Origin of the sequence: Nitriliruptor alkaliphilus DSM 45188 (genome assembly GCF_000969705.1) — a bacterium.
In the GTDB taxonomy this organism is placed as follows: domain Bacteria; phylum Actinomycetota; class Nitriliruptoria; order Nitriliruptorales; family Nitriliruptoraceae; genus Nitriliruptor; species Nitriliruptor alkaliphilus.
On the sequence record NZ_KQ033901.1, the window covers coordinates 905511 to 932392 of the forward strand.

30 protein-coding genes and 1 tRNA gene are annotated in these 26882 nt (G+C 74.3%); 16 read left to right on the top strand and 15 right to left on the bottom strand.

The annotated features are described in order from the left end of the window. Positions 1–18: 18 nt before the first annotated feature. From NITAL_RS04205 to NITAL_RS04225, 5 genes are all read right to left on the bottom strand, one after another. Positions 19–1008 (bottom strand): hypothetical protein, encoded by a 990-nt coding sequence (locus tag NITAL_RS04205; protein ID WP_052664916.1) that lies wholly within the window; start codon positions 1006–1008, stop codon positions 19–21. 20 nt (positions 1009–1028) lie between these two features. After that, positions 1029–1826, bottom strand: a complete 798-nt coding sequence (locus NITAL_RS04210) for a DUF1775 domain-containing protein (RefSeq protein WP_169786716.1) — start codon at positions 1824–1826, stop codon at positions 1029–1031. A 92-nt stretch (positions 1827–1918) separates the two neighbouring features. Continuing rightward, positions 1919–3736, bottom strand: coding sequence for a copper resistance CopC/CopD family protein (locus NITAL_RS04215; RefSeq protein ID WP_052664918.1), 1818 nt, complete (start codon positions 3734–3736; stop codon positions 1919–1921). Between the two features lies 1 nt (position 3737). Then, positions 3738–4385, bottom strand: a complete 648-nt coding sequence (locus NITAL_RS04220) for a zf-HC2 domain-containing protein (RefSeq protein WP_052664919.1) — start codon at positions 4383–4385, stop codon at positions 3738–3740. A gap of 133 nt (positions 4386–4518) precedes the next feature. Beyond that, the gene (locus NITAL_RS04225; RefSeq protein ID WP_052664920.1) at positions 4519–5280 is read right to left on the bottom strand and encodes a YcnI family protein; all 762 of its coding nucleotides are present in this window, start codon (positions 5278–5280) and stop codon (positions 4519–4521) included. A gap of 157 nt (positions 5281–5437) precedes the next feature. On the opposite strand from NITAL_RS04225, the gene NITAL_RS04230 reads away from it, so the two are divergent. Next, positions 5438–5986, top strand: coding sequence for a sigma-70 family RNA polymerase sigma factor (locus tag NITAL_RS04230; RefSeq protein WP_052669404.1), 549 nt, complete (start codon positions 5438–5440; stop codon positions 5984–5986). Then, positions 5983–7263 carry a hypothetical protein gene (locus NITAL_RS04235; protein ID WP_052664921.1) on the top strand — a complete coding sequence of 427 codons (1281 nt, stop codon included), beginning with the start codon at positions 5983–5985 and terminating at the stop codon, positions 7261–7263. Before NITAL_RS04230 ends, NITAL_RS04235 begins: the two co-directional genes overlap by 4 nt. Here the strand turns inward: NITAL_RS04235 and NITAL_RS04240 are convergent. After that, the gene (locus NITAL_RS04240) at positions 7233–8123 is read right to left on the bottom strand and encodes a tetratricopeptide repeat protein (RefSeq protein ID WP_052664922.1); all 891 of its coding nucleotides are present in this window, start codon (positions 8121–8123) and stop codon (positions 7233–7235) included. The two genes, NITAL_RS04235 and NITAL_RS04240, sit on opposite strands and share 31 nt — an antisense overlap. A gap of 89 nt (positions 8124–8212) precedes the next feature. Continuing rightward, the gene (locus NITAL_RS04245; RefSeq protein WP_052664923.1) at positions 8213–9403 is read right to left on the bottom strand and encodes a VLRF1 family aeRF1-type release factor; all 1191 of its coding nucleotides are present in this window, start codon (positions 9401–9403) and stop codon (positions 8213–8215) included. Between the two features lie 177 nt (positions 9404–9580). Here NITAL_RS04245 and NITAL_RS04250 point away from each other — a divergent pair, with 177 nt between their 5' ends. Both NITAL_RS04250 and NITAL_RS04255 read left to right on the top strand, forming a co-directional pair. Then, complete coding sequence (locus NITAL_RS04250; protein ID WP_052664924.1) at positions 9581–10765, top strand: site-2 protease family protein; 1185 nt, start codon at positions 9581–9583, stop codon at positions 10763–10765. Further along, positions 10762–11853: a PDZ domain-containing protein gene (locus tag NITAL_RS04255; RefSeq protein ID WP_052664925.1), complete on the top strand. Its 1092-nt coding sequence runs from the start codon at positions 10762–10764 to the stop codon at positions 11851–11853. Before NITAL_RS04250 ends, NITAL_RS04255 begins: the two co-directional genes overlap by 4 nt. Before the next feature lie 10 nt (positions 11854–11863). On the opposite strand, the gene NITAL_RS04260 is transcribed toward NITAL_RS04255, so the two are convergent. Both NITAL_RS04260 and NITAL_RS04265 read right to left on the bottom strand, forming a co-directional pair. Further along, positions 11864–12493 (bottom strand): glutamine amidotransferase-related protein, encoded by a 630-nt coding sequence (locus NITAL_RS04260; protein ID WP_052669405.1) that lies wholly within the window; start codon positions 12491–12493, stop codon positions 11864–11866. Continuing rightward, positions 12490–14112, bottom strand: coding sequence for an AMP-binding protein (locus NITAL_RS04265; RefSeq protein ID WP_157041608.1), 1623 nt, complete (start codon positions 14110–14112; stop codon positions 12490–12492). The genes NITAL_RS04260 and NITAL_RS04265 overlap by 4 nt, the downstream gene beginning before the upstream one ends. 175 nt (positions 14113–14287) lie before the next feature. On the opposite strand from NITAL_RS04265, the gene NITAL_RS04270 reads away from it, so the two are divergent. Next, complete coding sequence (locus tag NITAL_RS04270; protein ID WP_052664927.1) at positions 14288–15352, top strand: polyprenyl synthetase family protein; 1065 nt, start codon at positions 14288–14290, stop codon at positions 15350–15352. 3 nt (positions 15353–15355) lie between these two features. Here the strand turns inward: NITAL_RS04270 and NITAL_RS26995 are convergent, their stop codons facing one another. Both NITAL_RS26995 and NITAL_RS04275 read right to left on the bottom strand, forming a co-directional pair. Continuing rightward, positions 15356–15505, bottom strand: coding sequence for a hypothetical protein (locus tag NITAL_RS26995; protein WP_157041609.1), 150 nt, complete (start codon positions 15503–15505; stop codon positions 15356–15358). 11 nt (positions 15506–15516) lie between these two features. Then, on the bottom strand, positions 15517–16164 hold the full coding sequence (locus NITAL_RS04275) for a class E sortase (protein WP_052664928.1): 648 nt from the start codon (positions 16162–16164) through the stop codon (positions 15517–15519). A gap of 106 nt (positions 16165–16270) precedes the next feature. On the opposite strand from NITAL_RS04275, the gene NITAL_RS27775 reads away from it, so the two are divergent. Both NITAL_RS27775 and NITAL_RS04285 read left to right on the top strand, forming a co-directional pair. Further along, positions 16271–16540 (top strand): cell division protein CrgA, encoded by a 270-nt coding sequence (locus NITAL_RS27775; RefSeq protein ID WP_052664929.1) that lies wholly within the window; start codon positions 16271–16273, stop codon positions 16538–16540. A 295-nt stretch (positions 16541–16835) separates the two neighbouring features. Then, a complete protein-coding gene (locus NITAL_RS04285) occupies positions 16836–17087 on the top strand; it encodes an FmdB family zinc ribbon protein (RefSeq protein ID WP_052664930.1) in 252 nt (83 codons plus the stop codon). A 48-nt stretch (positions 17088–17135) separates the two neighbouring features. On the opposite strand, the gene NITAL_RS04290 is transcribed toward NITAL_RS04285, so the two are convergent. Both NITAL_RS04290 and NITAL_RS04295 read right to left on the bottom strand, forming a co-directional pair. Beyond that, the gene (locus NITAL_RS04290; RefSeq protein ID WP_052664931.1) at positions 17136–17471 is read right to left on the bottom strand and encodes a hypothetical protein; all 336 of its coding nucleotides are present in this window, start codon (positions 17469–17471) and stop codon (positions 17136–17138) included. A 176-nt stretch (positions 17472–17647) separates the two neighbouring features. Next, positions 17648–19126 carry a gamma-glutamyltransferase gene (locus NITAL_RS04295; protein WP_052664932.1) on the bottom strand — a complete coding sequence of 493 codons (1479 nt, stop codon included), beginning with the start codon at positions 19124–19126 and terminating at the stop codon, positions 17648–17650. Between the two features lie 87 nt (positions 19127–19213). On the opposite strand from NITAL_RS04295, the gene NITAL_RS04300 reads away from it, so the two are divergent. From NITAL_RS04300 to NITAL_RS04310, 3 genes are all read left to right on the top strand, one after another. Continuing rightward, positions 19214–19289, top strand: a tRNA-Ala gene (locus NITAL_RS04300). Between the two features lie 131 nt (positions 19290–19420). Continuing rightward, positions 19421–19804, top strand: a complete 384-nt coding sequence (locus NITAL_RS04305; protein ID WP_052664933.1) for a hypothetical protein — start codon at positions 19421–19423, stop codon at positions 19802–19804. Next, positions 19801–20106: a hypothetical protein gene (locus NITAL_RS04310; RefSeq protein WP_052664934.1), complete on the top strand. Its 306-nt coding sequence runs from the start codon at positions 19801–19803 to the stop codon at positions 20104–20106. The genes NITAL_RS04305 and NITAL_RS04310 overlap by 4 nt, the downstream gene beginning before the upstream one ends. Before the next feature lie 186 nt (positions 20107–20292). On the opposite strand, the gene NITAL_RS04315 is transcribed toward NITAL_RS04310, so the two are convergent. After that, positions 20293–20493, bottom strand: coding sequence for a hypothetical protein (locus NITAL_RS04315; protein WP_052664935.1), 201 nt, complete (start codon positions 20491–20493; stop codon positions 20293–20295). 256 nt (positions 20494–20749) lie between these two features. On the opposite strand from NITAL_RS04315, the gene NITAL_RS04320 reads away from it, so the two are divergent. From NITAL_RS04320 to NITAL_RS04340, 5 genes are all read left to right on the top strand, one after another. After that, positions 20750–21979 (top strand): glycosyltransferase, encoded by a 1230-nt coding sequence (locus NITAL_RS04320; protein WP_052664936.1) that lies wholly within the window; start codon positions 20750–20752, stop codon positions 21977–21979. Next, on the top strand, positions 21976–22479 hold the full coding sequence (locus NITAL_RS04325) for an SRPBCC family protein (RefSeq protein ID WP_052664937.1): 504 nt from the start codon (positions 21976–21978) through the stop codon (positions 22477–22479). Before NITAL_RS04320 ends, NITAL_RS04325 begins: the two co-directional genes overlap by 4 nt. Continuing rightward, entirely contained in the window at positions 22476–24020 is a 1545-nt protein-coding gene (locus NITAL_RS04330; protein ID WP_052664938.1) for an FAD-dependent oxidoreductase, read from the top strand. The genes NITAL_RS04325 and NITAL_RS04330 overlap by 4 nt, the downstream gene beginning before the upstream one ends. 120 nt (positions 24021–24140) lie before the next feature. Further along, the gene (locus tag NITAL_RS04335; RefSeq protein WP_052664939.1) at positions 24141–24734 is read left to right on the top strand and encodes a hypothetical protein; all 594 of its coding nucleotides are present in this window, start codon (positions 24141–24143) and stop codon (positions 24732–24734) included. Positions 24735–24924: 190 nt separating this feature from the next. Then, a complete protein-coding gene (locus NITAL_RS04340) occupies positions 24925–25467 on the top strand; it encodes a helix-turn-helix transcriptional regulator (RefSeq protein WP_052664940.1) in 543 nt (180 codons plus the stop codon). Between the two features lie 46 nt (positions 25468–25513). On the opposite strand, the gene NITAL_RS04345 is transcribed toward NITAL_RS04340, so the two are convergent. Then, positions 25514–26065, bottom strand: a complete 552-nt coding sequence (locus NITAL_RS04345) for a YceI family protein (protein WP_052664941.1) — start codon at positions 26063–26065, stop codon at positions 25514–25516. 183 nt (positions 26066–26248) lie between these two features. Between NITAL_RS04345 and NITAL_RS27780 the strand changes: the two genes are divergently transcribed. Further along, positions 26249–26725 (top strand): MarR family winged helix-turn-helix transcriptional regulator, encoded by a 477-nt coding sequence (locus NITAL_RS27780; RefSeq protein ID WP_052664942.1) that lies wholly within the window; start codon positions 26249–26251, stop codon positions 26723–26725. Positions 26726–26882 lie beyond the last annotated feature (157 nt).

Sequence of the window (26882 nt, forward strand, 5' to 3'; positions counted from 1 at the left end):
GACCCGTCCCTCCTGCGGTCAGGCCCGAGGCGGGGGCGGGGCGGTCAGCAGGCGTGCTGCGGCGACCAGCGACGCCAGCCCAGTGCCGAGCACCACCGCCACCAGCACGCGTGCGACCCCGTTCGGCAGCGCGGTCGGCACGATCGGCACCACCAGCGAGCGGATCAGCAGCACGCCCCAGACCACGAGGGGCAGACCCGCGAGCGCACCGATCAGCCGGGGACCGATGCCCGGCCGGCCCCGGATCGCCACGGCGACCAGCAGCAGCACCAGCGCCACGCCGGGCAGGATCAACAGCGCCGGCTCGCTGTCGGCGCCCGGCGGCAGGCCGGTCACCGACGCCGCCCCGACGACGGCCGCAGCCACGGCGCCCGCCAGCGCGAGGAGCGGGACGGCGGTGGGCCGGCGCAGCGCGAGCGCCACGCCGGCGCCGAGGACGAGCACCAGCACCGCGACGGGCGGGACGGGCGAGGGGGAGGGCAGGTAGTGGAGCTCGCCGGCGACCTCGACCGGCTGGTCGTCGACCGTCAGCTGCAGCGTCCAGGTCTGGACCAGCTGCGGTTCGTCGGCGCCGGTGTCGAGCTGCCCGGGCGGCTCGGGCGACATCCAGTGCACCCGGTGGTCGTGCCAGGCGTAGGTGCCGCCTGTCGCAACGACCTCCCACCGGGGCGGTGCCTCGGCGGAGGCCTCCGGCGGCACCTCGGCGCCATAGCGCTCGTCGTTGAGCCACCGGGTGGGGGACGCCTCGTTGCGTTCGACGGTCCCCTCCGGCAGGAACCGCAGGTACAGCTCGGTCCCGCTCGGGTCGTACCCGGCGACGGTCGCCGTCGACCCCGGCGGGACGCTCACTTGGACGTAAGCGTCACCACCGAGCACCTCGACCTCGAGGCCGTCGACGGCAGGCTCGATGCTCGAGACCCGCGACTCGTAGTTGGTTGGCCCCGCGGGGTCGGCCGCCGCCATCGTCGGGGCCAGGGTCGACAGCGCTCCGACCAGGACCGCGGTCACGCTGACCCGTGCCGGGGCCCTCACAGCTCGTCGGATGGCGGCGCCATACCCGTGCCGTCGCCGGCCGCCGGGTCCTCGACGGGCCGCCGTCGAGCTCCGAGCAGACCCCCGATGGCCGCCAGCACGATCGCGCCGATCACGATCGGCAACCACCCGAAGCCACCACCGGCTTCGTCCTCGGGCGGTTCGGTCGGCAGGTCCTCGACGGTCGTGTCGTCGTCGTCGGGTGCAGCCTCGTCGTCACCCCCGGCCACGTCCTCGTCCGTGCCCGCGTCGTCGCCCTCGTCCGGGTCCTCGGTGGTCGCGTCCGGCTCCTCGACGGGTGCCGGCGGGTCCGGTGCGTCCGGGTCGGGCTCGCCCAGGGTCAGGCGGACCGCCGGGTCGTCGGCAGGCTCGTCGGGGGTCCCGATCCACCGGTAGGAGAAGTCCTCGCACCCCTGGAACACCGGGACGTACACCTCGTCGCCCGGATCCCCCTCCACCACGACGTCCAACTCGAGCTCGGGGGCGGGGATGCCGCCGTCGGTCGCGGTCCAGGTCACCACGTCCGGGACGGGACCGTCGCCCTCCGTGCTGACCTCGTAGCCGTCGACCTCCGCCCCCGCGATGTAGCTGAAGGCGCCCGGGACCTCGATCGACACCTCCAGGGTCGGGGCGCCGCCGGCGTCGGCCTCGGTCCCGCACCCGTGTGCCATCGCGAGGGTCAGCGTCGTGAGCGACCCCGCAGGTGCGGTGGCCCCGTCGGTGAAGAACGGGTGCGCGCTGGCCGGCAGCACGCCGGCGACCACGAGGGCGGCGGTCGCGAAGGCGACGGTCACGGGACGGCGGAACCGCATCGGTGAAGGCCTCACGTCGGGGGCGGGTTCGGGTTCGGGCTGCGTCGGTGGCGCAGCGCACAGGGTGGGACTTCCTAGCGGACCACGAACGGCAGCGTCACCTCGGCCTCGTCGAAGCGACCGAGGGAACCGACGACGCGGACCTCCCAGTCGCCGGAGAAGCGCAGGTCCATGATGGTGGCGGTCCAGTGGCCGGGGCCGGCACCGAACGGCTCGACGATGAACGGGCCGATGTCCTCGTCGATGTAGGTGAACTCGAGGCGCACCTCCTCGACGTCACCGGTCGGCTGACCGCCCGGTCCGAGCGTGTAGACGTGGATGGCGTTGAGGCCCGCCGCCGAGGGCGTGATGACCAGTTCGAGCGTGAGGTCGTCACCGAAGGGCACGTTCACCATCGTCGGCCCCGTCAGGCCCGCCTCCTCGGCGGCTGGTTGGGTGGTGGCGAGGAAGCCGGTCAGGACGAGCACCAGGACCACCAGGAGCGCCTCGGCGCGAACCGTGCGGGTGAGGCTGCCCCACGCGTCGGGGACAGCGGTGGCGGCGCTGTCGTCCTCGGCGGAGGTGGCGTCGACGCTGCCGCCAGCGGGCACGACCCGTGCGGTGATGGCAGGTACGAGACGTTGGCGGTTGTAGGCCGCGATGGCCACGACGACGACGACCAGGCCCACCTTGGCCAGCAGCATCCACCCGTAGGAGGTGGACGTCAGCGCGTCGATGCTGCGCACCAGCGGGAACGACATCGCGGTCCCGGCCAGCGCGAGGGCGACGACCGACCACAGGGCCAACCGGCTGAACCGGGCGATCACCGTCGCCGCCCCGACCGGGTCGTCCTCGAGCCGCGTCGCGCGCAACGTGACCCACAGCAGCACCAGGCCGCCGAACCACGCGGCGGCGCCAGCGAGGTGGACGGCATCCCCGCCGACCAGCAGCCAGGTCGGCTCGACGGTGTTCTGGTGACCGTCGAGCAGGTAGGAGCCGAGCGCGAGCGCGGCCGCCGCGCCGAGCCACACGAGGGGGTAGCGGGTGCCCTTCGGATCGGAGGTCTGCTCGGTGTCGACCGTCGGCGACGGCCGGTCAGCGGGCGTCGGTCGTGCCACGAACCACGGGACGGCGAGCGCGAGCAGCGCGACGAGGCGTGCCAGCCACGACTGACCGAAACCGCTGGTGAGGGTGTCGCCAAGCACCCCGAGGTCGGTCACCGCCGTGAACAGCCCGAAACCGGACACCGCGGCGGCCTGCACCGGCAGGTGCACGGCGACGGCAGCGGCCCCGAGCACGGCGGCGGGACGACCGACGCGCTCGGCCCGGCGGCGGTCCGCCGGCCCGCGTGCGACGACGGCGGCGAAGACCACCGCCCCGGCGGCCAGCAGCGTCCCCACGTACCCGAGGCCGCGCAGGATCGAGCCGACGGTCCCGAGCAGCCCGGCGCCGGGACCGGCGATGGCCGCGACCGCCTCGGCGTCGAGCGCCTGGGCGTCGCCCACCGTGAAGGTGATCGTCCCGCTGATCGGGTGCGAGTCGGCCGAGACCACGCGGTAGGCGGCCACGTACGCCCCGTCGTCGAGGTCGGGCAGCGCGACTGCCACCTTCGTGGGGTGGTCGTACTCGAGGGGACCGTCATCGATGCGGGTGCCGTCCGCGTCGAACACGCGCAGCGCACCTTCGTTGGTGGCGACCGGCTCGTTGAACGACAGGAGCACCTCGCCCGGTGGGGTGTCGAGCGCTTCGCCGTCGGAGGGGGTGGAGCCGGTCAGGACCGCATGGGCCGACGCGGGGGTCGCCGACGCGACCAGCACCACCGCGAGGACGGCCAACACCACCGCGGCTGCCAGCTGCGGGGGCGTCCGTCGTCGCCCGGCCGCGCGGGACGCGGTCGGTGTGGTGGTGGTCACGTCAGGCTCTCCGGACCGGTCCGCCGAGACCGGCGATCGCCGGCGGGCGCACCGTGGTCCCGGGCAGCCGCCGCGTCAACGCCCACAGGGCCGCCACGCCGATCAGTTCGGTCAGGTGGTTCAGTTCGGAGAGGATGGTCGCACGTCCTGCCACCAGATCGACGATCCCCGCGAGCGTGGTCGTCACGGCGACGATCACGGCGATCGGCAGGACCCCCGCCGCGCGCGCCGGCTGCCACGCGGCGAACAGCAGCCCCGCCCCGAGCGCGAACTCGAAGGCACCGAGGTCGCGCCCCACGTGCAGGGCTGGACCGGTCAGCCCGAGCAGGACCGGGACCGCCAGCGTCAGCTGGACGACACCGGCGAGGGCGACGAGGACGCGCAGCTGGGAGGTCCGGACATCGACGGTGGCCGCACGGTCCTCGGCGAGGGCGACGAGGATCGGCGCGGTCAGATCGGGCACCTGCGCGGCGCCACCGACGCGCACCTCGCGGTTGACCTGCGGGACGGCCGCAGCGAACCGCCGGCAGGCCGCACACCCGTCGAGGTGACGCTGCACCTCGGCCGCGGGCAGCAGAGTGTCCTCGCTGTCGAGGGCGGCGGAGACGGCCTCACGCACGGGGGCGCAGGCAGGCGTGGGGTCGGCCACGGTGGGACCTCGTCGGTGGTGGGCCGGTGCGGCGGTTCGTCACAGGTGGTCGCGCGGGGTTCGCCACCGGTTCCCCACCCACCGCGTCCCGCGCGCGGTCCGCGCGCGGGACGGGTGGGGCGTCGCGAGCAGCTCAGCGTGAGGCGCGTGCGGTCCGGAGGCCAGCACCGCCGACCACGAGCCCGAGCAGGCCGATGGCCAGGGCGACGTAGACGAGCGCGTCGGTCCCGCCGTCCTGCTCGCTCCCGGCGGGGGTGGCCGTCACCTCGGTGCCGTCGCCCGCAGCGTGCTCCTCGTCGCTGTCGTCGCCCTCCTCACGCTCGTCGGCCTCGTCGGCGCCGCCGCCGTGGCCGCCACCGCCGGCGGTCAGGGTGATCTGCGGGGCCGGGTAGGCGAGGTCGGCGTCCGGGTCGTCGGAGGTCTCGATCCACGCCTCCTCGGCGCCGTCGACGCAGGTCTGCACCGCGGGGATGGTCAGCGTCTCGCCCGCCGCGTCGGGCAGGCGCACCGACAGGCCGAACTCGCGGTACTGGTCGTCGGCGAGCTCCTGGCCCTCGTCCGCGGTCCAGGTCACGACCTTCACACCCTCGGTGACGGGTGAGCCATGCAGCTCGACCGGCTCGTCGTAGGGCCCGATCTCGGTCGTCGCGGTCCACCCTGGGACGTGCTCGGGCTTCACGCTGATGACGCCGTCGGGGATCTGGACCTCGAGGACGTTGGTCGCTGCACCCTCGCAGCCGTGCGGGACGCGCATGTCGATCACGGCGTAGCTGCCAGCGGCCGTCGACGACGGGTTGGCCGTCACGTGGGCCGCGGCAGGTCCGGCGAGCAGGAGAGTCAGGGCCGAGCCGAGCAGCACCGAGGTGGTGGCACGGCGGCGGGTGGTGACACGCATGGGGTAGCTCCCGTGGGGCGGCGGGTCGCCGCGTCGATGGTCGGTCGGTCCGGGTGGTCGTCCGGCAGGCCAGGGCAGTTCCCGCACCGAACGACACCGGCCCGTGGACCTACGCTGGGCGCACACGACCGCCGTCCTGCTCACGATCCGGGAACCGATGGACGAGCTCACGCGACTACTGCTGGCCGCCGCCGACGGCGACCGGCTCGCGCTGTCGAGCTTCATCCGTCGCACCCAGGCCGACGTGTGGCGCTTCTGCGCCCACCTGGTCGACCCCGGGGTCGCCGACGACCTCACCCAGGAGGTCTACCTGCGGGCGATGCGCTCGGTCCCGAGCTTCCGAGGTGACAGCTCGGCCCGCACCTGGCTGCTGACCGTCGCCCGCCGGACCGCCGCCGACGAGATCCGGCGTCGGCAACGGCGTCGGCGCCTGCCCGATCCCGCCGAGGGGGTCGAACCCGACCCCGCCGGTCACCACGCGTTGCGTGCACTGGTCGGCGAGCTGCCCGACGACCGCCGCGAGGCCTTCGTCCTGACCCAGATCCTCGGCCTGTCCTACGCCGAGGCGGCCGAGGCCGCCGACGTGCCCATCGGCACCATCCGTTCGCGGGTCGCCCGCGCCCGGGAGCAGCTGGTCGCGGCGGTCGACGACGGCGCGCACGACCAGCGGGACGAGCGTCGACGCCCCACGGGCGACCTGGGGTGAGCACGCTGGTCGTGATGGGGTCCGGTGAGACCACCCCGACGATGGTCACCACCCACCAGCGGGTGCTGGCTGGCGTCCCGGCCGGCCCCCGCCTCGTGATCGACACGCCGTACGGCTTCCAGGAGAACGCCGACGAGCTGACCGCCAGGACCCTCGCCTACCTCGCCCACAACGTCGGGTACCCCGCCGAGAGCCTGACGCTCCGCCGGGCGGCGGACCTGTCGCCGGTGGCGGAGGAGGCCCTGCTCGCCCAGGTCCGTGAGGCGGCCTGGGTGTACGCCGGGCCGGGCAGCCCGACCTACCTGGCTCGGCAGTGGCTGGCGACCGGCCTGCCGGCGGCGCTGCGGCACCGGCTGACGACCGGCGGCGAGCACGCGCTGGTCTTCGCGTCGGCAGCGGCCGTGACTCTCGGCGCCCACGCCGTCCCCGTCTACGAGATCTACAAAGCCGGCGAGGAACCGCGCTGGGAACCGGGCCTCGACCTGTTCGGTGCCGTCGACCTCGACGTCGCGGTCATCGCCCACTACGACAACCAGGAGGGCGGGACCCACGACACGCGCTACTGCTACCTCGGCGCGTCGCGGCTGCGCACGATGGAAGCACTGCTGCCGACCGACACCTGGGTCCTCGGCGTCGACGAGCACACCGCCCTCGTCGTCGACCTCGTGACCGGCCGGGTCCGCATCGAGGGGCGTGGCGGCGTGACCGTCCGGGCCGGTGGGGCAGAGACGGTCTTCCCGGCGGGAGGGGACACCACCGTGGATGCGCTGCTGGCAGCCGCCACCGGGGCGGTCGCAGCCGCACCGGACCCGGGACCGGCGCCGGCCCGGGGTCGCGACGAGGCGGCTCACGACGATCGGACCGCTGGCTCGCCGCTGCTGGAGGAGGTCGCGACGGCGGCGCGGGCCTTCGACGCGGCCCTGGCGTCCCACGCGCCGCTCGCGGCTGCCGAGGTCACCGTCGCCCTCGAAGGGACCGTCCGTGACTGGTCGACGGATGTGCTCCAGTCCGACGAGCTCGACCGCGCCCGGGCCGAGCTGCGCCGCCAGGTGGTCGGACTCGCCCGCCTCGCCGATGCCGGGCTGCACGAGCACCGCGAGCTGGTGGCACCGCTCGTCGAGCTGCTGCTCGATCTGCGCACCGCCGCCCGCGCGGATGGCCGATTCGTGGAGGCCGACCGCGTCCGCGACGCCCTCTTGGCCGCCGCGGTCGAGGTGCGCGACGGCCCCGACGGGACCACCTGGGTCTACGCCGACCCGCTCGAAGCCGGCCCCTGATCGCTCCGGCCGGCCGCATCGAGCAGCTCCGCCTCGACCTCACGCAGATCGGACACGACGGCCGCGACGTCCGGATCGTCGGCGAAGCGGGCGACCGTCACCTCGAGAACGGCGATCGCCTCGTCGGCGCGGCCGAGCTCGACCAGGAGCTCCGCCCGTTCGCCCTGAGCGGCCGCCGCCTGGAACCGCGCACCCCCCTCGGCGACGGCGGCCAACGTCTCGGCCTCGGCGAGGGCGACCACCGCCTCATCGAGCCGGCCCCCGGCGCGCAGGGCCGCCGCCCGGATGCGGTGCGCCATCCCGAGCTGCTCGGCCTGGAACGGATCGGTGCTGTCGAGGTCGGCGATCAACGCGTCGGCACCCGCCAGCGCCTCGTCGACCCGGTCGAGCCCGAGCAGCGTCACCGTCCGGTTCACCCGGCCGCGGATCACCAGCTCCGCGGTCACCGGGTCGGTCGCGCCGCCGAGCTGGTCGAGCAGCCGGTCGTAGGTCGCCAGTGCGGACGCCGTGTCCCCGGCGGCGTCGGCGCTGGTCCCGGCGTTGAGCAGCAGCAGCGCGAGCTCGTGGGCCTGGTCGGGGTCGGCCAGGTCGAAAGGCAGCGTGCCGCTGGCCGCGACGTGCGCGGCGGCGGCCGCCTCGAACTCGCCGAGCTCGGCCAACAGCGCCCCCCGCTCGAACCACGCGGTGAAGGCCGACTCACGCACGACCGGATCGTCGAGGTCCACGGTCCGGGTGAGCAACGCGTCGCAGGCGTCGAGCGCCTCGTCGAGGCGGCCCAGCTCGTGCAGCTCGAGGATGTCGTCGGCAGCAGCACGCAGGGTCTGGGGGTGGTTCGGGAGGTCGTCCGGGCGCGGAGCCACGCCTGCACCTCCGGTCGTCTGTGGAGGGGTGGACCCGTTCGGAACCTAGCGAGCGGGAGGAGCGCCACCAACGCCCACCGCTGGGAAGATCACCAGCGCAGCAGCGCGCCCACACCCTCGTGGGCCTGGAGCGGACCGGCCTCCCCGTCCTCCACCGGTGTCACCGTCGCACCCGTCGCGATGGCCTTCTCGACGAGCCGTTCGACGAACAGCGGCTCGCGCGTGAGCGACAGCTGATCGCTTCCGGCCACGACCCCTTCGACGCGGGGGTGCAGGGTGTCCTCGCTGGACCGGTAGCCCTCGACCTGGAGGTCGGAGGCGTAGACCAGGTGCCGCACGCGACCCTCGTTGAGCGCGTCGCACACCCTGCGCATCCCGACGGCGCCCTGGTTGCCGCCGAGGCCCCGGTCGATCGCCAGGTCGACGAGGTCCGCTTCGCGCTGGCGGTGGACCGAGCGCAGCAGCGGCCACACCCGTTCGGCGACCTCGTGCGGCGCGGTGGTGTCGAAGGTGTCCTCCGCCACGAGGACCCGAACGCCCTTGGTGTCCGCGTCCCGGACCATCGCGGCGACCTCGTCACGGAGCTTGGCGTTCCCCGCGACCACGACCCGGTCCCAGCCGTGCTGGGCGACGAGGTCCATGACCTCGTCCACCACGGTCTTCAGGTACCGGTGGAGGTTCTCGTCGAGCCGTGCCTCGAAGCTGTCCCGGTCGGCGCGACCCTGCCACGGGTGACCGACGTTGCCGACCGAGGGCGCGCTCTTGTCCCGCGCCATGACGTCGTCCTCGACCTCGAACAGGCTGGAGGCGACCTCCTCGACCTCGCCCACCGACCACGACAGCACCCGGACGCTGTCACGGCCGACGTTGAGGATGCCGGCAGCGCGTCCCTCGTCGTGGGCCGCCACGAGCGGACGCACGTAGACGCCCTCGTGGTGCACGACGCGGTCGGCGAAGGGGATCTGGAGCGACACCGTCTCGGTCCGGCCGCTGGCGACGCCGGCGAACAGCGCGCGGCCGCGGCCGTGCGCGTGGGGGTCGACCAGTCGGTCGAGCTCGGGACCGAGCGCGGCGAGGCGGGACTCCACGCGCTTGGCCAGGTCAGGGTCGCGGCCCTCGAGGTCTGCCTTCAGCGCCTTGATGCGGCTGCGCAGCTCGAGCGGCGCGGTCGGTTGCGGGTCCGCCGCGCGATCGGGGGTGATCCCCACGTAGAAGGACAGCACCCCACTCTCGTCGTCGAAGCGGAGCAGGTCACGGATGCGTTCGTCATCGAGGATCATGTCCGCGACCCTAACCACGCGGCGCGGCCGCCGGTAGGGGCGACATCACCTACCCGTGGGCGGGTCGGCCACCCGTCCGCTCGACGGGGCGCATCGAACGCGCCGAGCAGCGTCCAGGGCGCGCCCCCACGCGCAGCTGCGGATCACGCCGACCCCCGTGAGGGCTACGGTCGTGCCATGAACCGTGCCCTCCGCGTCGCCCGGATCAGGGGCGTCGAGGTCCGCCTCGACCCGTCCCTGCTCCTGCTCGCCCTGCTGCTGGTCTGGCTGCTGACGACCCGGTTCTCGCCAGCCTGGGGGACGGTCCCTGCCGCAGCCATGGCGATCACCGCCAGCCTGCTGTTCTTCGCCTCGATCCTGGCGCACGAGGTCGCTCACGCCCTCGAGGCGCTGCACCGTGACATCGAGGTCGACGGCATCACCCTGCTGCTGTTCGGCGGCGTGACCGAGATGCACAGCGAGTCGCAGCACCCCCGTGACGAGTTCGTCATCGCCGCCGTCGGACCGTACGCGAGCCTGGTCTGCGCGGCCGTCTTCGGGCTGGTCGGCGCGGGCGCGCCCCTGCTCCTGCCGGCGGGCGCCGCCGGCGCGGTGATCGAGGTCACGCGGCTGCTGGCCTACCTCAACCTCCTGCTCGCCGCGTTCAACCTCGTGCCGGGCGCCCCCCTCGACGGCGGACGGGTCCTGCGGGCCGCGCTGTGGTGGCTGACCGGAGACCGGATCCGTGCCGTCCGGGGCGCCGCCCGGGCCGGCCAGGCGTTCGCCATCGTGCTCGTGGTGTTCGGTCTCCTCGAGTTCGCCCGGGGGCTGGAGCTCGCTGCGCTCGGCGGCGTGTGGTGGATCGTGATCGGCGTCTTCCTGTTCACCGCCGCCCGCAGCGAGCTGCGACGCGGTCAGATGCAGGCCCTCTACCACGGTCGGACCGTCGCCGACGTCCTCGGGCCGGGGCCCCAGGTGGTCGCCGCCGACCGCTCGCTCGACCTCGTCGACCCGGACGCGTCCGATGACGACCACATCCTGATCACCGCCCCCGGCGGACCGGCGCAGGATCCGGTCGTGGGGTGGCTCGATCCCTCCGACCTGCGTGCGATGCACCCGGCCGACCGTTCGGTGCGCACCGCTGGTGACCTCGCCCGTCCGGTGGCCCCGCTGCCCGTCGTGACCGACGAGACCTCCCTCGAGTCGCTGGTCCAGCGGTTCCTGCGCTCGGACGACGACCGGTTCCGGGTCGAGAGCCAGGGACGCACCATCGCGGTGCTCTCCGAGCGCCGGACCGCCCGAGCGTTGCGCGAGCTCGGCGCCGGGGCGGGGCGTCGCCCGAGGTCCAGGCGCTTCACCTCACCGACCGGGGCGACCCGGTGAGCGACCTCGACCTCGCGCGCCACGGCGACGGCCCGGAGGACGGCGATCGGGCCGGCGGCCACCCGCGCGGCGGCCGGCCCCACCGTCCTGGCCGCGCACCGCGGCCGTCCCTGGCCAGGACCATCACCTACGCCCTGTCGCTGGCGGCGATCGTCTGGGCGGTGCTCGTGGTCCCGCTGCCGTACGTCGTGTACGTCCCCGGCACCCCCACCGAGATCCCACCGCTGATCGAGGTGACGGGCACCGAGACCACCCCGATCGAGGGCCGCACGGCGCTCTTGACCGTCTTCCTGCGCGACGCCACGCCCTACACGGCGGCACAGGTGCTCCTCGACCCCGCACGCGACCTCGCGCCGGCGGCCACCGTCGCGCCCGACGGTCTGACACCCGAGTTCTTCGAGGCACAGCAGGCGACGTTCGCCGAGGCCTTCCAGATCGCCAGCGCCCTCGGCGCCCAGGCCGCTGGCGTGGAGGTGGGGTTCAGCACCGAGGTGCGGGTGGTCGACGTCCTGCCGGGCAGCCCGGCCGCCGGCGTCCTGGCGCCGGGCGACCAGCTGCTGGCCGTCGACGGTCAGACCCTGACCGACGCGGCCGAGCTGCAGGCGCGCACCCGGGCCGCCGACGACGGTGATCGGATCACGCTCACCGTCGACCACGCCGGCGCCGAACGGGACGTCACCGTCACCCTCCGCCCGCTCGGCGGCACCGACCAGGTCGGCCTCGGCGTGCTGGCCGAGACGACCACGGTGGGGCTCGAGCTCCCCTTCGACGTGTCGCTCAAGAGCACGCGCATCGGCGGGCCGTCGGCCGGGATGATGACCGCGGTCACGGTCTACGACCTGCTGAGCGAGGAGGACCTGATCGCCGGCCGGACCGTGCTCGGGACCGGCAGCATGTCCGCCTCGGGACAGGTCGGGCCGGTCGGCGGCGTCCCCGAGAAGGTGCGCTCGGCCGCGGCGTTCGGCGCCGACCTGGTGCTCGTCCCCAGCACGCAGCTGGAGGCCGCGCTGCTGGCCGCTCCTGACGACCTCGAGGTCATCGGGGTCGCCACCCTCGACGAGGCGATCGAGGCGCTGCGTTCCGGCTGACGGGCAGCGGTCAGGCGGGCGTGGCCGCCGCATCGGCACCGTCGCGGGCGTCGGCGCACCGCCGCACGAACGTGCCGAGCAGGTGCATGCCGACCTTCGTCAGGACCGATTCGGGGTGGAACTGCACCCCCTCGACGTCGAGCTCGCGGTGGCGCAGGCCCATGATCAGTCCGTCGGAGGTCTCGGCGGTCACCTGCAACACGCTCGGGACCGACCCGCGGTCGACGACCAGCGAGTGGTACCGCGTCGCGTCGAAGGGCACCGGCAGGTCGGCGAGCACCCCGCCGCCACGGTGGTAGATCGGCGAGGTCTTGCCGTGGACCAGGACCGGAGCGCGGACGACCTCACCGCCGTAGATCTCGCCGATGCACTGGTGGCCGAGGCACACCCCGAGCAGCGGTCGGACCCCGGCGACCGCGCGGATGGTGTCGTTGGACAGCCCCGCGTCGGAGGGGTCACCGGGGCCCGGCGAGATGACCACACCGTCGGGCAGGTCATCGAGGACGTCCTGGACCCGGTAGGCGTCGTTGCGCACGACCTCGACGTCCGCGCCGAGCTCGCCGAGCTCCTGCGCGAGGTTGTAGGTGAACGAGTCGTAGTTGTCGACGATCAGCAGGCGTACGGGCTCCACGTCGTTCACCTCCCGGTCAGGTCGCGGCACAGCGCTTCGCGGTCGACCTCGCCCATCACGTCCTCGGGGAGCTCGTCGCGCAGCTCGATGCGGTCCGGGACCGCCTCGTCGGGCAGGTGGGCACGGCAGTGGGCGATGAGGCGGTCGACGTCGACGCGGCTGCGCCGCGTCGCCACCACGGCCGCCAGCAGGAGCGGTTCGTCGTCACCATCGGTGACGACGGCCACGGCGCGCACCGCCGGGTGGCTGCGCAACACCGCCTCCACGGCGCGCGGCGCCACCAGCTGCCCGCCGCGGCGCACGACCTCGTTCGCCCGACCCACGAGGGTGAACACGCCGCCCTCGTCGACGGTGGCCAGATCCCCGGTCACCAGCCACCCCTCGCGGAAGGTGGCCGCGGTGGCCGGGTCCCGCCGCCAGTAGCCGCTGGCGACCTGCGGGCCGTGGACCAGCAGCATCCCGGGCTCACCGACGGGGACCGGCGTGACCAGATCGTCCGGGTCGACGAGCACCGCGACCGTGTCGGTCACCGGCAGGCCGATCGACCCGTCCTCGACCCGGCCGTAGACGGGCTGCGCGTGGGTGAGTGGCGACGCCTCCGCCAGGCCGTACCCCTCACGGACCCGGGCGCCGCCCGTGCGCCGCTGCACGTCGGCCGCGATCTGCGGGTCGAGGGGGGCTCCGCCGGTCACGATCACGCGCAGCGACGACAGGTCGCGGCGTCGGTCGCTGGACCCGAGCAGCTGCGGCAGCCGGTCCGGTCCGGTGGGCCACAGGGTCGGACGTTCACGCTCGACGGTCGCGGCCAGCGTCGACGCGTCGGGGCGGTGCACCAGGATCAGCGTGGCTGCCGACAGCATGCCGGCGAGGACCCCGAGGGTCAGCGGGACCGTCAGGTGCAGCGGGTCGGTGACCAGGACGCGTTCGCGGCCGGCCTGGATGTCGGGGACCCACAGGCGGCCCTGGAAGGCGTTGCAGACCAGGTTGGCGTGCGTGAGGACCACGCCGCGCAGCTCCCGCGCCCGCGGCCGGTAGGCGAGGACGGCGGTGTCCGCCGGCGTGACCGACGACGAGATCCGCCGGCCACCGGTCTGCTCGAGCAGGTCGGCGAGGCGGCGGGTGACCTCTGGGACGGCGGGCCGCAGGGCGCCTCGGCCCCGGAGCTCCCCGAGCCGGGGACGCGGCAGCCGGTCGCGCAGGCGCTGGCGGACCCACTCGTCGCCACGGACCTCGATCACGGTGTCCGGCGCGGCGTCCTCGGCGTGCAGGGAGGCGAGCGCCCAGCGCGTCCCGATCGCGGCGGCGACCTCGGCGTCGCGGGCGACCGCGGCGAACAGGTCACCGCGGGTGTCGGGATCGACGGGGACGGCGACGGCGCCGAGCCGCCAGACGGCGAACAACGCCATCGGGGCCAGCTCGCCGAGCGGGAGGGCCACCAGGACGCGGTCGCCCGCCCTGACCCCCGTCTCGTGCAAGGCGCTCGCCAACTGGTCGACCCGGTCGCGCAGCTCCACGAACGAGGTGACCCGCTCGTCGACCACGAGCGCCGCCCGGTCGGGGAAATCACGGGCCGCATCGTCGAGGAAGCGTGGCAGCGCGACCGGCGGGACCTGGTAGGTCGGCGGCACGCCCGGCGGGTACGCACGGAGCCAGGGTCGAGGCAGCGTCCCCGCCTCAGGCAGGGGCGGACGTCGAGCGGCGCGAACCACGGAGACGACGCTCCTGTCGAGTGGCGGGAGGAGGGGCCACCGAGCCTACCGGCGGCCGGGGTAGCGTCCCCCGTCGACCAGCCTCGGAGCCTCCTTGGGTACCTCGTCGTCCGCGCTCGCGACCTCGGCCGCCCGGGTCGACGCGGCGCTGCACGCGCGGCTCGGCGTGCTGCTGCCGCGGCTGACCGCCCTGCACCCGGCCCTCGTGCCGGCCGGGGACCACCTCGCCGCCTTCCTGGAGGGCGGCAAGCGCGTCCGTCCGACGCTCCTGCTGCTCGGTCACGCGGCCGCGGGAGGTGACCGCGACGCGGCGATGGGGCCTGCGCTGGCCCTGGAGCTGCTGCACACCTGCGCGTTGCTGCACGACGACGTGATCGACCGGGCGCCGACGCGACGCGGACGTCCGACCGTGCACCACGCCGTGGCGGCCCAGCACCGTGCCGCCGGGTGGGCGGGCCAGCCTCTGGCCTACGGCGAGGCGGTCGCGATCCTCCTCGGCGACCTCGCCTTCGTGCAGGCCGACGAGCTGTTCCTGGAGGCCGAGGTGCCCGCTGAGGCGTTGCTGGCGGGGTTCCGACGGTTCACGGTCCTCCGCGAGGAGGTCATGGCCGGCCAGTACCTCGACCTGCACGCGGCGACGGCCCGGCTGACCGACCGGGAGCTCGCGCTCACGGTCGCCACCCTCAAGTCCGGCCGGTACTCGGTGGCACGTCCCCTGGAGATCGGCGCGCTGCTCGCGGGCGGGGACCCGGAGCTGGTGACGGGGCTCGGCGCCGTGGGCGACCCGCTCGGGCGAGCCTTCCAGGTCCGCGACGACCTGCTCGGGGTGTTCGGCGAGGAGGCGGTGACGGGCAAGTCCGCTGCCTCCGACCTGGCGGAGGGCAAGCGGACCCTGTTGATCGCCGAGGCGGCGACGCGGCTCGACGAGGCCGATCGAGCCCGGCTCGAGGCTGGCCTCGGAGACCCGCAGCTGACCAGCGCGGAGGCTGCCGTGCTGCGCGAGCTGCTCCAAGCCTCCGGCGCACGAGCGGCCGCGGAGCGCTACGTCGAGGCCTCGGTCGACGAGGCCCTGACGGCGCTCGACGCGCTGGCGGTCGACGGTGAGGTCGCTGCCGAGCTCGCGACCGTGGCCCGGGAGCTCGGCGACCGCACCGCCTGAGGCTCAGGCCGTCTCGAGCGCCTCGGACGGGGCACTCATGGTGGGGTCCTGCTCCAGGATCTGTTCCACACGCGGGAAGACGGTGGTGAACAGGACCGTGATCGCCACCGCGATGAGCAGCACGATGAGCAGGATGCGGACGGGACGGGGCACGGCAGCTCCGGTCAGGCGGCAGGACCGACCAGCTCGCCCCAGGCGATCAGGCGCTGCGCGGCGCTGAACCGGGGGTGGCAGGTGGTCAGGGTGATGGTGGGTGTCCCGGTCTCCAGCGGATCGTGGCCCACGACCCACACGTCCTCGGGCGAGACCACGCGCTGCTCGCGGTAGGCGTAGACCCACTCCGTGCCGGCCCGGTCGACGACGTGGATGGTGTCGCCGTCGGTGAGCTCGGCGAGCTCACCGAAGGGCGAGCCGTAGGTGGTGCGGTGACCGGCGATGGCGAGGTTGCCCTCCTGGCCCGGCGCAGCCGAGTCCGGGTAGTGGCCCGGGCCCCGCTTGAGGTCGGCGACGCTGGTGCCCTCGACGACGTAGAGGACGTCGCCGTGCACGATGCGTTCGCCGTCGCGCTCGAACCACATCGCCGCGTAGGCGTCCCCGACCTCCACGGTGGCGTCGGGTTCCTCCGTCGCCTCCTCCGTCGCCTCCGCTGGGGCCTCGGTCACGGCCTGGAAGCGGTCCGCGAGGTCCCGTTGCTCGGTGACCGTCTCGAGGCCGGTGAACCACAACAGGTAGACCACGTACAGGAGCACGACGCAGCCCGCGACGATGAGCGTCCAGCCGACGCTGCGCACCACGCGGATCACGGCCTGCACCCCTCCTCGTGTCCCACCGACCCCCGGCGGACCGGCGCGAGCGTACCCGGGTAGCCTCCACCGGCAGCGGGTGCCGGGAGCGGGCGCCCCGGGTGATGAGGACCGGATGCCGCAGAGCAAGCACCGCCGCAAGGGCAAGCAGCGACCGCGCGCCTACCAGACCGCGCCGCCGCCCAAGAACCCCGTGCCGTCGGCCCCCTGGGTACCGGCGCTCGGCGTCGGGCTGCTGATCGGCGGGGTGGCGATCATCCTCGCCGGCTACCTGCTGCTCGACGAGGTCGCCCGCAACTGGCCCATCTTCGGGGCGAACTGGGGGCTGGTCGGCGGGTTCGCGGTGCTCATCGCCGGGTTCGTCGTCCTCACCCGGTGGCGGTGACGCGAGCGCCCGAACCCTCGAGGTAGGCGCTCAACGCACGTCTCGGTCCGAACAACCGAGGCTCGACGCCGAGATGTCCACAGGTTGGGGATGGCCATCCACAGCGGTGGGCCGGGACCTGGGTCCTGGGCACCCTCCTCCACAGGGGCTGTCCACAGGTCTGTGGACGGTGGGGACGGTGCCGTGACGTCGCAGGTCGGAGGCCCGCGGGGGTGTGGACAGCTCCGCTCGGGGGCCGCACCGACGGGCCACCGGGGTACCGTCACCGCACCGACCGCCCGCGAGGAGGGCCGCCGTGCCGGTCTACGAGTACGCGTGTGCGAACTGTGGTGCGCGCACCGAGCGGTTGCTCGCACACCGCGATGCGGCCGACCCCGGACCATGCCCGGCGTGCGCTGGCGCCCTCGTGCGACGCTTCAGCCGCGTCGGGGTCAAGCTCCAGGGGTGGGGCTTCTCGGCCACGGACGGGATGGTCGCCGACCGTCCCGGACGCGGCTCGTTCCGCGAGGTCCAGCAACGGGCCGAACGGATCAGCGACGGCGGCTGACCGCGGCCACGGCGGCCACGCCACGCTGCCGCCGGGCTCACCCGCCGCTCAGGTCGGACGCAGCAGCTCGGTGCGCTCGTGCATGCGCTGGCCGCAGTGGCTCGGCGCCCGGGGCGTCCCGCGCACCAGCAGCATCACCTCGGTGCCGCACTCCTCGCACCAGAACAGGGTGCGTTCGTCCCCGCTGAGCGGATCGGTGCCGTCGACCTCGCCGTCGTCGACCATGTAGTTGGAGCCGTGCATCAGGGCCCGCAGGTTGCCGGTGATGTAGCGGTAGATCGCGTACCCGAGCACGGGGCCGAGCGCGTAGGCCCACCCGAAGTTGGTGCCGATGACGCCGCCGACCACCAGGACGACGGCGACGACCACGAGCTTCCAGGCCACGGGGGACCTCGCTTGATGCAACGGGGTGGGGACCCCGGAGGACGCCGGGAGGTACCAGGGTGCCACGCCGCGGGACCGCCGTGGGACGCCCCGCCCTGGGCCCACCCGGTGACGCCAGACGCCGACGGTGACGCGCGCCGGGTGCCCGGCACCCACCGGACGTCGCCGTCGGTGGGTCACGTCACCGCGTCCAGGCGCCGGGAGGCGCCGCCTCGGCGCGGGTCGCCGACGTGCTGGCCGTCGGTGGCGACCGCGTGCACGCCGCCGAAGTACAGATCCGAGACGCTCCAGCGGTTGACGGGCCACCGGTCGGCCAGCGCCGCGACCGCGGCGTCCGACCACGTGGGTTCGACCTGCACCGTGCCGGAGGTGTCGAGGTGGACCCGCGGAGCGAGCACGGCGTCGGCGAGGTCCCGGTCCTCGTCCACCAACCGGACCACCACCTGGGCGAGGGCGCTGCGGATGCGTTCGCTGCCGCCGCTGCCGAACACCACCGTCGGTCGCCCCGGACGGTCGAGCAGGCTCGGAGCCATCATCGAGCCCACCCGCACGCCCGCTGGCAGGCGATCCTCGCCCACCGGCAGGAGGTCCTCCTCACCGCAGATGTTGTTGGCGAGGACGCCCGTGTCGCCGAGGTGGACCCCGCTGCCGCTGCCGTTGGAGGTGGTCATCGCGGCGAGGTTGCCGTCGGCGTCGACGATGCTGACGTGGGTGGTCCCCGCCGTGGCGGTCGGACCGGCGTCCGGGTCGCGGGTCATCGTCGCGAGCGCCGCCACCAGCCGCACGAGCGCCTCGGGGTCGTCGAGGTCGGGCGCGGGGGCGCCACGTGCGAAGGCGTCGAGAGCCCGGGCGATGAGCGTGGCGCCCGAGGACGGCGGGGGGTTGGTGGCCAGGCGTGCACCGCGGTAGCTCACCACGAGCGGGTCGCGCTCGTGCACGCTGTAGGCGGCGAGGTCGGCCGCGGTCAGCAGGCCGCCATCGGCGCGGCCGACCTCCTCGATGCGGCTGGCGATGGCGGGGTCGTCGAACCCGGTGACGCGGCCGGCACCGATCGCCTCGATCAGGTCGCCGAGTTGCGGGTCGGTCACCACCGCGTCGTCGGTCAGCGGCGCCCCGCCGGGGTGGAAGCGGCGCCGACCCGCGGCGGTCAGCGTGAGGATCGGGTCGACGAGGCGGGCGACGCTGGCCTGGCCGGCGCCGAGCGCGACGCCTTCCCGTGCGAGGCGGACGGCCGGGGCGACCACCCGGTCGAGGGCGAGCCGGCCGAGGCGGCCGTGGACGTGCAGGTAGCCCGCCAGGCAGCCCGGGACGGCGACCGAGCCGTGACCGACGTGGAAGACCTGGTCGGCCGCCCCGAACCGCAGGGTGACGGGCACCATCCGCGGCTGCACCGTGATCGGGATCCCTCGGCCGGGCGTGTCGACGAAGAAGTCGAACAGCACCTCGTCGCCGTCCCGTGGACGGGCGAGCAGGAACCCCCCACCGCCGAGGCTCGACAGGACCGGCTCGGCCACCGCGGCGGCGAAGCCCGCGGCGACGGCGGCGTCGAACGCGTTGCCGCCCGCGGTGAGGACCTCGGCCGCGGCGGCGACGGTCGCCGGGTGGCCGGCGGCGACGCTCGGGACGGTCGTCGCTGCGCGGGGTGCACCGGCCACGTCGCCTCCCTCACCCGTCGGCGGCGGAACCTACCGCGGGCGCGAGGTCGGTACGCTCCCGGCCACCTCCCCGGGTCACCGGGGCGAGGGGCCGTAGCTCAGTTGGCAGAGCGCTGCCTTTGCAAGGCAGATGTCGTCGGTTCGATTCCGATCGGCTCCACCACCAGATCCCGACACACTGCGAGACCGCGCCGCGGCGGGTGCGCCTCCCGTCCCGCCCCGCGTTGGTGTCGTCGCACGGTCCGAGGCTGGCCCCGTGGCACGATGTTGCTCGCGAGCACGGAGGGACGACCGGTGGGACGGTGGCTGGATCGTGCGGACGCCTTCAACCGGCGTCGGGTCGAGGCCGCCAATGCGTCCGATCGGAGACAGCAGGAACGGGGCGGGCCCGTCTCCGACCCCGAGGGGCGAACGTGGCACGTCAGCGCCGAGTTCCTCACCGCAGCGACGTTCTGGGCCGGCTGGTTGCCCTTCCCGCTCGACTGGGCGGCGTGGGAGACCATCGGCCGTCGACGCGGCGAGGGTCGGGTCATCGCACACAGCGATGCCGGCGTGGAGCGCACGGTCCGGGTTCGTGACGTCGCGCAGCTCGAGGCTGCTCACGACGAGGTGCGCACGCGCCTGGCCGAGGGGCGGCCGCTGCCGGCGAGTGTCGGCTGGACCGACCGCCCCGCATGACCCCCTACCAGCGACCCGACCGTCGAACCTCGGGCAACGCCATGGTGACCGGCGTCATAGCGTTGCCGTTCGTCCTCTTCGTGGCCGGCTCGGTCGCGGTCTGGGTCGGCTGGGCCGCCAACGGGCGCAACCCGGTCACCGCCGTGTTCGCCGCCGGGCCGCTGGTCATCGCCGGCGTCACGTTCGCCGTGTCGGCTCTCCGGGGGAGCGCACCGCGTGACCGTCTGGCTCCGGCCCTGGTGGCAGCTTGCGGCGCAACCGCCCTCATCTGGGGCGCGTTCCTGCTCGCCCTGGTGGCCTGACGTCACGGCTCCGCTCCGAGCAGCGGTCGCACCGCAGGTCGGGCTGGCCGGTTCCTGGGCTGGAGCCCAGGAACCGGCACGGCGAGGGGCTCGACGACGCCCGATCGCACCGGAAACTGGGCTCGAGCCCAGGAACCGGGACGCAGGCGGCGTCAAACGTCCTCGTAACCGGGACGCAGGCGCGGGTCAGGCGTCGTCGTCGGGGTCGACACCGGGGGCGGTGTCGTCCTCGCGCAGGTTGGCGTCGTCGCCGATCTTCTCCTCGTGGGCCCCGGGCCCACGCTCCCGCAGGATCGCGGCCTGGGTGTCCGAGTCCTCCGGGTTGGGAGAGCGCTCCGCCTCGCTGGCGACGTCGCCGGTCGGGTTCGCGGGATCGTTGTCGGGCACGGCGCGCCTCCAGAGGGTCGGGTCCGTCGCACCCCAGGGTGGGTGACAGGACCCACCAGGGTCGCCCGCGCCACCTCGGACCTACGGCCGGACGACGGGTGACCGTCCAGTCCAACGACACAGGGTCTAGCGACCTCCGCTGCTTACAAGCCCATCGGCGGCTGCTCGGCTCGGGTGACCGTCCGGCGTCGATGACCCGCGCGCCACGGGCGGTACGCCCGGCCCCGCGCCGCGGCGACCGGGCCGAGGAGCTGCTGTGACGAGGATCGCGATGGTGACGGGAGCGTGCGACCCCCGGCGCCTGGAAGTCGGCCAGCTGCGCACCGGACTGCACGCCCAGCTCCACGGATCGGTGCGGGGGCCGGCCGCGGCCGGTCACGAGGTGATCGTCCACGGCCCCGACCGCGGTGGTGTGTCCGACGACGAGGCAGCCGGGCAGATCCTGACCGACCCCGTGCCCACGGGCGACGTGGACATCGACGACGCCACCGACGCGCACGCCGTCGCGGCCGGCCTCGAGCGCTTCGCCGACGGCCTGGCGCTGCGCTGGCGTTCGAGCCGGCCCGAACTGGTCCACGCCTTCGACTGGTACGCGGCGACCGCCGCCGAGCGGGCCCTTCGCGCGGTGCAGGCCCGCATCGGGCCCGTACCGCTGGTCGTATCCCTGCCGTCCCTCGGTCACGTCCACCGACGTCACCTCGGCGAGACTCCTGCCGGCGCGCCGATCCGCCTCGCCGCCGAGCGCGAGATCACGCGCAAGGCCGACCTGCTCGTGGCGTCCTGCGTCGACCAGCACCGCGAACTGCTGCAACTCGGCGCTCCCCGCGACCGCACGGTGACCATCCCGCACGGCGTCGACGGCGCCCGGTTCGCACCACCTCGGGCAGGACGGCCCCGCGAGGTCAAGAACGTGGTGACCGTGAGCGACCTCGCGCCCCACCGCGGGACCGAGGCCGTCATCGCCGCGACGCTCCGCGTGCCCGACACGACCCTCACGATCATCGGAGGCCCGCCGCCCGCCCTGCTCGGGACCGACGCCCGGGTGGCCGAGCTGCGGGCGTTCGCGGCCCGGCACCACGGGATCGACCGGGTGCACCTGACCGGTCGTGTCCCCAACGAGGAGATGCCAGCCCTCCTCGGCGCCGCGGACGTCGTGGTCCAGGTCCCGTGGTTCACGGGGTTCGGCCGCGCGGCCATCGAGGCGCTGGCCTGTGGTCGACCGGTCATCGCCAGCGCCGTCGGCGGCCAACTCGACAGCGTCGAACACGGCACCAACGGCGTCCTCGTCCCCGCCCGCGACACCCACACCCTGTACGACGCCCTCCGCAAAGTGCTGCTCGACCCTCGCTGCCGCGCGTCGTTGGCTTCCGCCGCGCGGCCGCGGACGTTGGATCGGTTCGGGTGGCCACGGGTCACCGATGCCCAGCTCCAGGCCTACGAACGGGTCGCCGCCGCCGAGCCCGCCCTGGCCGAGGTGGCCACGTGACGCAGGATGCTGCGAGCGCCGGCAGCCACCAGGGTGCCGACCGGCCGGGCGTCACGGTGTCCCGCGACCTCGATGCACCACCCGAGGCGGTCATGGCCGTGCTGCTGCGCGCCGAGACGTTCCCGGTCTGGGTCGTCGGGCCCGGCCGGGTCATCGACATCGACCCGAGCTGGCCCGGCATCGGCTCGGGCTTCACCCACGAGACCGGACGCGGCCCGTTCGCGCTGCGTGACCGCACCACGGTGCAGCACGTCGACGCCGACGGCGGACGCATCAGCCTCCTCGCCTGCGTGCGACCCGCGGGTCGGGCTGCCATCCAGCTGCACGTTGCCGAACGGGGGTCGGGGAGCCGGGTGGTGATGCACGAGCGTCCCATCTCCGGGCCGGGAGCCTGGGTGCCTGAACCGCTCTACCGACCGGCGCTGCGCCTGCGCAACATCGTCGCGCTGTGGCGCCTGGAACGGCTGGTGCGCTCGTCCCCGCAGGCGTCCGCCACGTGAACCACACCGCCCCTCCGATCGACCTCGGGACGTCCGACGCGCCGTACGCGCCGCTCGGGCCGGCCTCGCCCCCTCTGGCTGGTGACCGGCGTGCCGAGGTGGTCGTCGTCGGTGGCGGTCTGGTGGGGGCCACGACGGCGCTGCTCCTCGCCGAGCGCGGCCACGAGGTGGTGCTGCTCGAGGCTCACCGGATCGGTGGCGGCACCTCGGGTCGTTCCACCGGCAAGGTGACCAGCCAACACGGCGCGATCTACGGCGAGCTGGTCCGGCGACACGGGCGTGGCGTGGCCGAGCACTACGCGCGGAGCAACCAGGCCGCCATCGGGACCATCGAACGCACCGTCGCGCGCTACGGCATCGACTGCCAGCTCGAGTCGGTCGCGACCTACCTGCACGCGCTGACGTCCTCCGGTGCGCGCGAGCTGCGGCACGAGGCAGCCGTCGCGCGCACCCTCGGCCTGCCGGCGACCCTCACGGCCGACGCCCCGGTCCCGGACGCCGTCCGCGCCGGCCTGCGGTTCGACGACCAGCGCCAGTTCGACCCCCGGGCGTACACGATCGGTGTCGCTCGGGCCGCCGCGTCGCAGGGCGCCACGCTGCACGAGGTCACGCCGGTCCGCCGGGTCCGACCTCGCCGCGGTCGCGTGCGCGTCCACACCGACACCGGCACCCTCGAGGCCCAGCACGTGGTCCTGGCGATGCTCACCCCCTGGCCCGACGTGATCGGTGCCTTCGCCCGCACGTCACCGAACCGTGCCGCCTGCATCGCGGTGGAGGTCGCGACCGACGTGCCCCACGATCCGAGCCTCGGGATCGACGGACCGTTGCGCTCCAGCCGACGCTGGGTCCCCGCCACCCCCACGGCCGGCGGCACCGGCACCGAGCGGCTCATCCTGCTCGCCAGCGGCTGGCGGCCGGGGACGCGCGACGAGACGGCGGTGTTCCACGAGCTCGCGGACGAGGCCGTGCACCGCTGGGGCGCACGTCGTGTGACCCACCACTGGGCGGCGATGGACCAGATGTCCGCCGACCGCCTGCCGCTGATCGGGGGCCTGCCTCGGCTGCACGCCGCCTCCGGCTTCAGCAAGTGGGGGATGACCGGCGGGACGATCGCCGCCGAGCTCCTCGCCGACCGCGTGGCGGGGCGGGCGCCGGACAGCCCCTTCGCCGCGACCCGTCTTCCGGACCTGCGCGCCGTGGGGAAGATGGCCGCCGCCAGCACCCGTGACGGGTACGAGCTGCTGCGTCGACGCGTTCCTCCACCGGGGGGACGGGGACCGGTGGACCTCGGCCCCGGAGAGGGCCGGGTGGTCGCCACCCTGACGGGCCCGGTCGCCGTGTCCGCCGACGAGCAGGGCCGTCGGCGTGCGGTGTCGGCCACCTGCACCCACCTCGGGTGCACCGTCCGGTGGAACGCGGCGGCCGCCGCGTGGTCGTGCGCCTGCCACGGGTCGCGGTTCTCGCCCGACGGACAGATCCTCGGTGGCCCCGCGACCACACCGCTGCCACCCCGTGAGGACCCCGCAGAACCCGCCAGCTGACCGAGGATCGGCGCGGTTCGTCGAGCTGAGCCGGGTCGGGTCGCTGGCCGGCAGCCACCAGCTCGCCGAACAGGACCTCGCGCGCTTCGTCACCATGGGGGACGACAGATGGAGGGGCGTGTGCTCGAGCCGACGGACCTGCTGGTCGAGCTCTCGCTCGAGCACCGGGAGCTGACCCGGGCCTCGGCGGACCTTCGCCGGCGCGGTGACCACACCGCCGATGCCGTCCGCGCGATCACCATCGACCTCGTCGAGCACGAGCTGGCCCACCGCCTGCTCGTCCACCCGCTGCTGCGCCGTGACGAGCGCGGCCGGCTGCTGTTCACCGAGCGTCGTGAGGAGCAGCTGCTGCTCGCCGACCGGTTGCGTCATGCCCTGGCGACCACCCAGGGGGACGGCGCCCGTCACGTACCCGAGCACGTCGTGGAGGGCCTCGACCAGCAGCTGGTCGCGCACGCCGACCGCGAGGAGATCGTGTGCTTCCCCCACGTCCGGCGCGTGGTCGACCGCGACGAGCTGGCGCGGCTCGGCGCGCTGCGGCGACCCCTCGGTGACGCGATCCGACGACGCCTGGACGACGACGACACCCCCGTCGTCGACGGCAGCTGGGCCACCACGTCGCGTCGCGATCTGCCCGCGCTGCTCGACCTCGACCACGACCTGATCATCGAGCTGCCCGACCTCGCGACGCCGGAGGGTGCGGCCTCCGCGTGAACGCCCGGCGAGGTCGCCGGCGTCGCGGCCGGAACCGCACCGGGGCTCGCGGGCCGAACGGGCAGGGGGACATCCAGCTGAGCTGGACGCCTGGCCGTCCCACCGCGTCCCGGGGAGGGCAACGCCGGGGAGACTCCCAGAGCGGCTGCGCCACACCGCGTGCGCCGCGACGAGGAGACGAGGAGACGACGTGAACGGCGAGCTCGAGCACTGCAACGGCACCTACCGGCGCGACACCGACGGGGTGTGGCGCTACCACTGGGGTGACCCCGTGCCCGGCGCCGTGGACCTGACGCTGGCCGACCTCCTCGCCATCCAGCAGGGCACCGACCTCGAGGAGGCGCGGGTGCCCCTGCGAGCGGTCAGCCAGGCCGAGCTCGCCTGGCTGACGGGCCGCAGCGAGGACCTCGACCGGGTCTTCGTGCGACGCCGCGGGACCAACCCACCGGACACGGGCGACCTGGTGGTCGGGATGTGGGCGCCCGAGCTGCACGTGCTGACGATGCTGACGGTGACCGAGATCGCCGACCTCGCCGGTGTCTCGAAGGCGACCATCGACAGCTACCGCTACCGCGGCTACCTACCCGAGCCGCAGGCCACGCGGGGGCGCACCCCGCTGTGGGCGCGACCCATCGTGCAGCGCTGGCTGCGGACCCGGCCGGGCTGCGGCTGGCGTAGCGATATCTACGGCAGCGAGCGTCCCGTCGCCGGCGTCGTCCGGGGTGACGACTGACGCGGCCCGGCGCCGGAGCGCCGAGCCGCGTCGCGAGTCGGTGACCTCAAGCGCGCGTGGCCTGCACCTCGAGGACGATCTGGACCTTCTTGCCGACGAGCACGCCGCCGGACTCGAGCGCGGCGTTCCAGGTCAGACCGAAGGCTTCGCGGTCGATCTCGGTGGTGGCCTCGAACCCGGCTTTGACGTTGCCGAACGGGTCGGTGTCGGTGCCGAGGAACTCGGTGGCGAGGTCGACCTGCTGGGTGACCCCGCGGATCGTCAGGTCGCCGGTGACCACGTAGGCGCTGCCGCCCTCGTGACGGATGCCGGTGGTCACGAACGTCAGGGTCGGGTGGTTGTCGACGTCGAGGAAGTCGGCGGCGCGCACGTGCTGGTCGCGGCCCTCGTCGCCGGAGTCGAACGAGTCGGCCTGGATGGTGACCTGCGCGGTGGAGGCGGCGAGGTCCTCGGCGACCTCGATGGTGCCCTCGAAGGTGTTGAAGCCGCCGCGGACCTTGGAGAAGCCGAGGTGGCGGACCACGAACCCGACGGTGGTGTGCGACGGGTCGATGGTCCAGGTGCCGGTGGCGAGGGGGGTGGTGGTCGTGGTGCTCACGGGAGGGTCCTGTTCGTCGGGCACCGAGGTGCCGGAGGGCTGGGAGTGTTGCCGTCACAACGTCTGACGCGTCAACCACAGCCGTACCGTGCCAGGAAGAATCTGACTTGTCAATATCTTCCTCGGCAGTGGCCGGTACGCTGGGACCACCTCCGCCCGCACCGACGACGAACAGGAGCCACCGTGATCGGCTGTCCCGGTCCCGATCGTCCCCCGGTCCCGGGCATCGACGATCCGGCCATCACCACCTACGGCCGTCTCCTGGAGGTCACCCGCCGGCTCGAGACGGCGTTCGCGCGGACCATCACCGACTGCGCCGGGCTGCCCGGTCCCCGGTTCGAGCTGCTGCTCCGCCTCGGTCGGACCCCGGGGGAGCAGCTGACGATGTCCGCGCTGGCCGAGCAGCTCGGGGTCACCTCCGGCGGTGCCACGCGCCTGGTGGACAAGGTCGCCGCCGACGGCCTGGTCGTCCGCCGACCCTGCGTCACCGACCGTCGCGTCCACCACGTGGCCCTGACCGACGCCGGGCGCGCGGTCCTCGGCGAGGTGCTCGACGCTCACCGGGCGGACCTGGCCCGCGAGCTGACCGCACGCCTCACCCCGGACGAACGCCAACGGCTCGACCAGCTGCTCGACCAGCTGCGTGACCAGCCGGCCTGAGGACAGGGTGAGGCCCCGGTACACGGGGGACGCACCGGGGCCTCGATCGGGTGACCCAGCAGGACACCCGTACCCGGTCAAGCGCCGCTCGCCGCCGTCAGGTGACGCGGTGCCGACGACCTGCTCGAACCTGTGCGCTACGCGCGCCGGCTCCGCG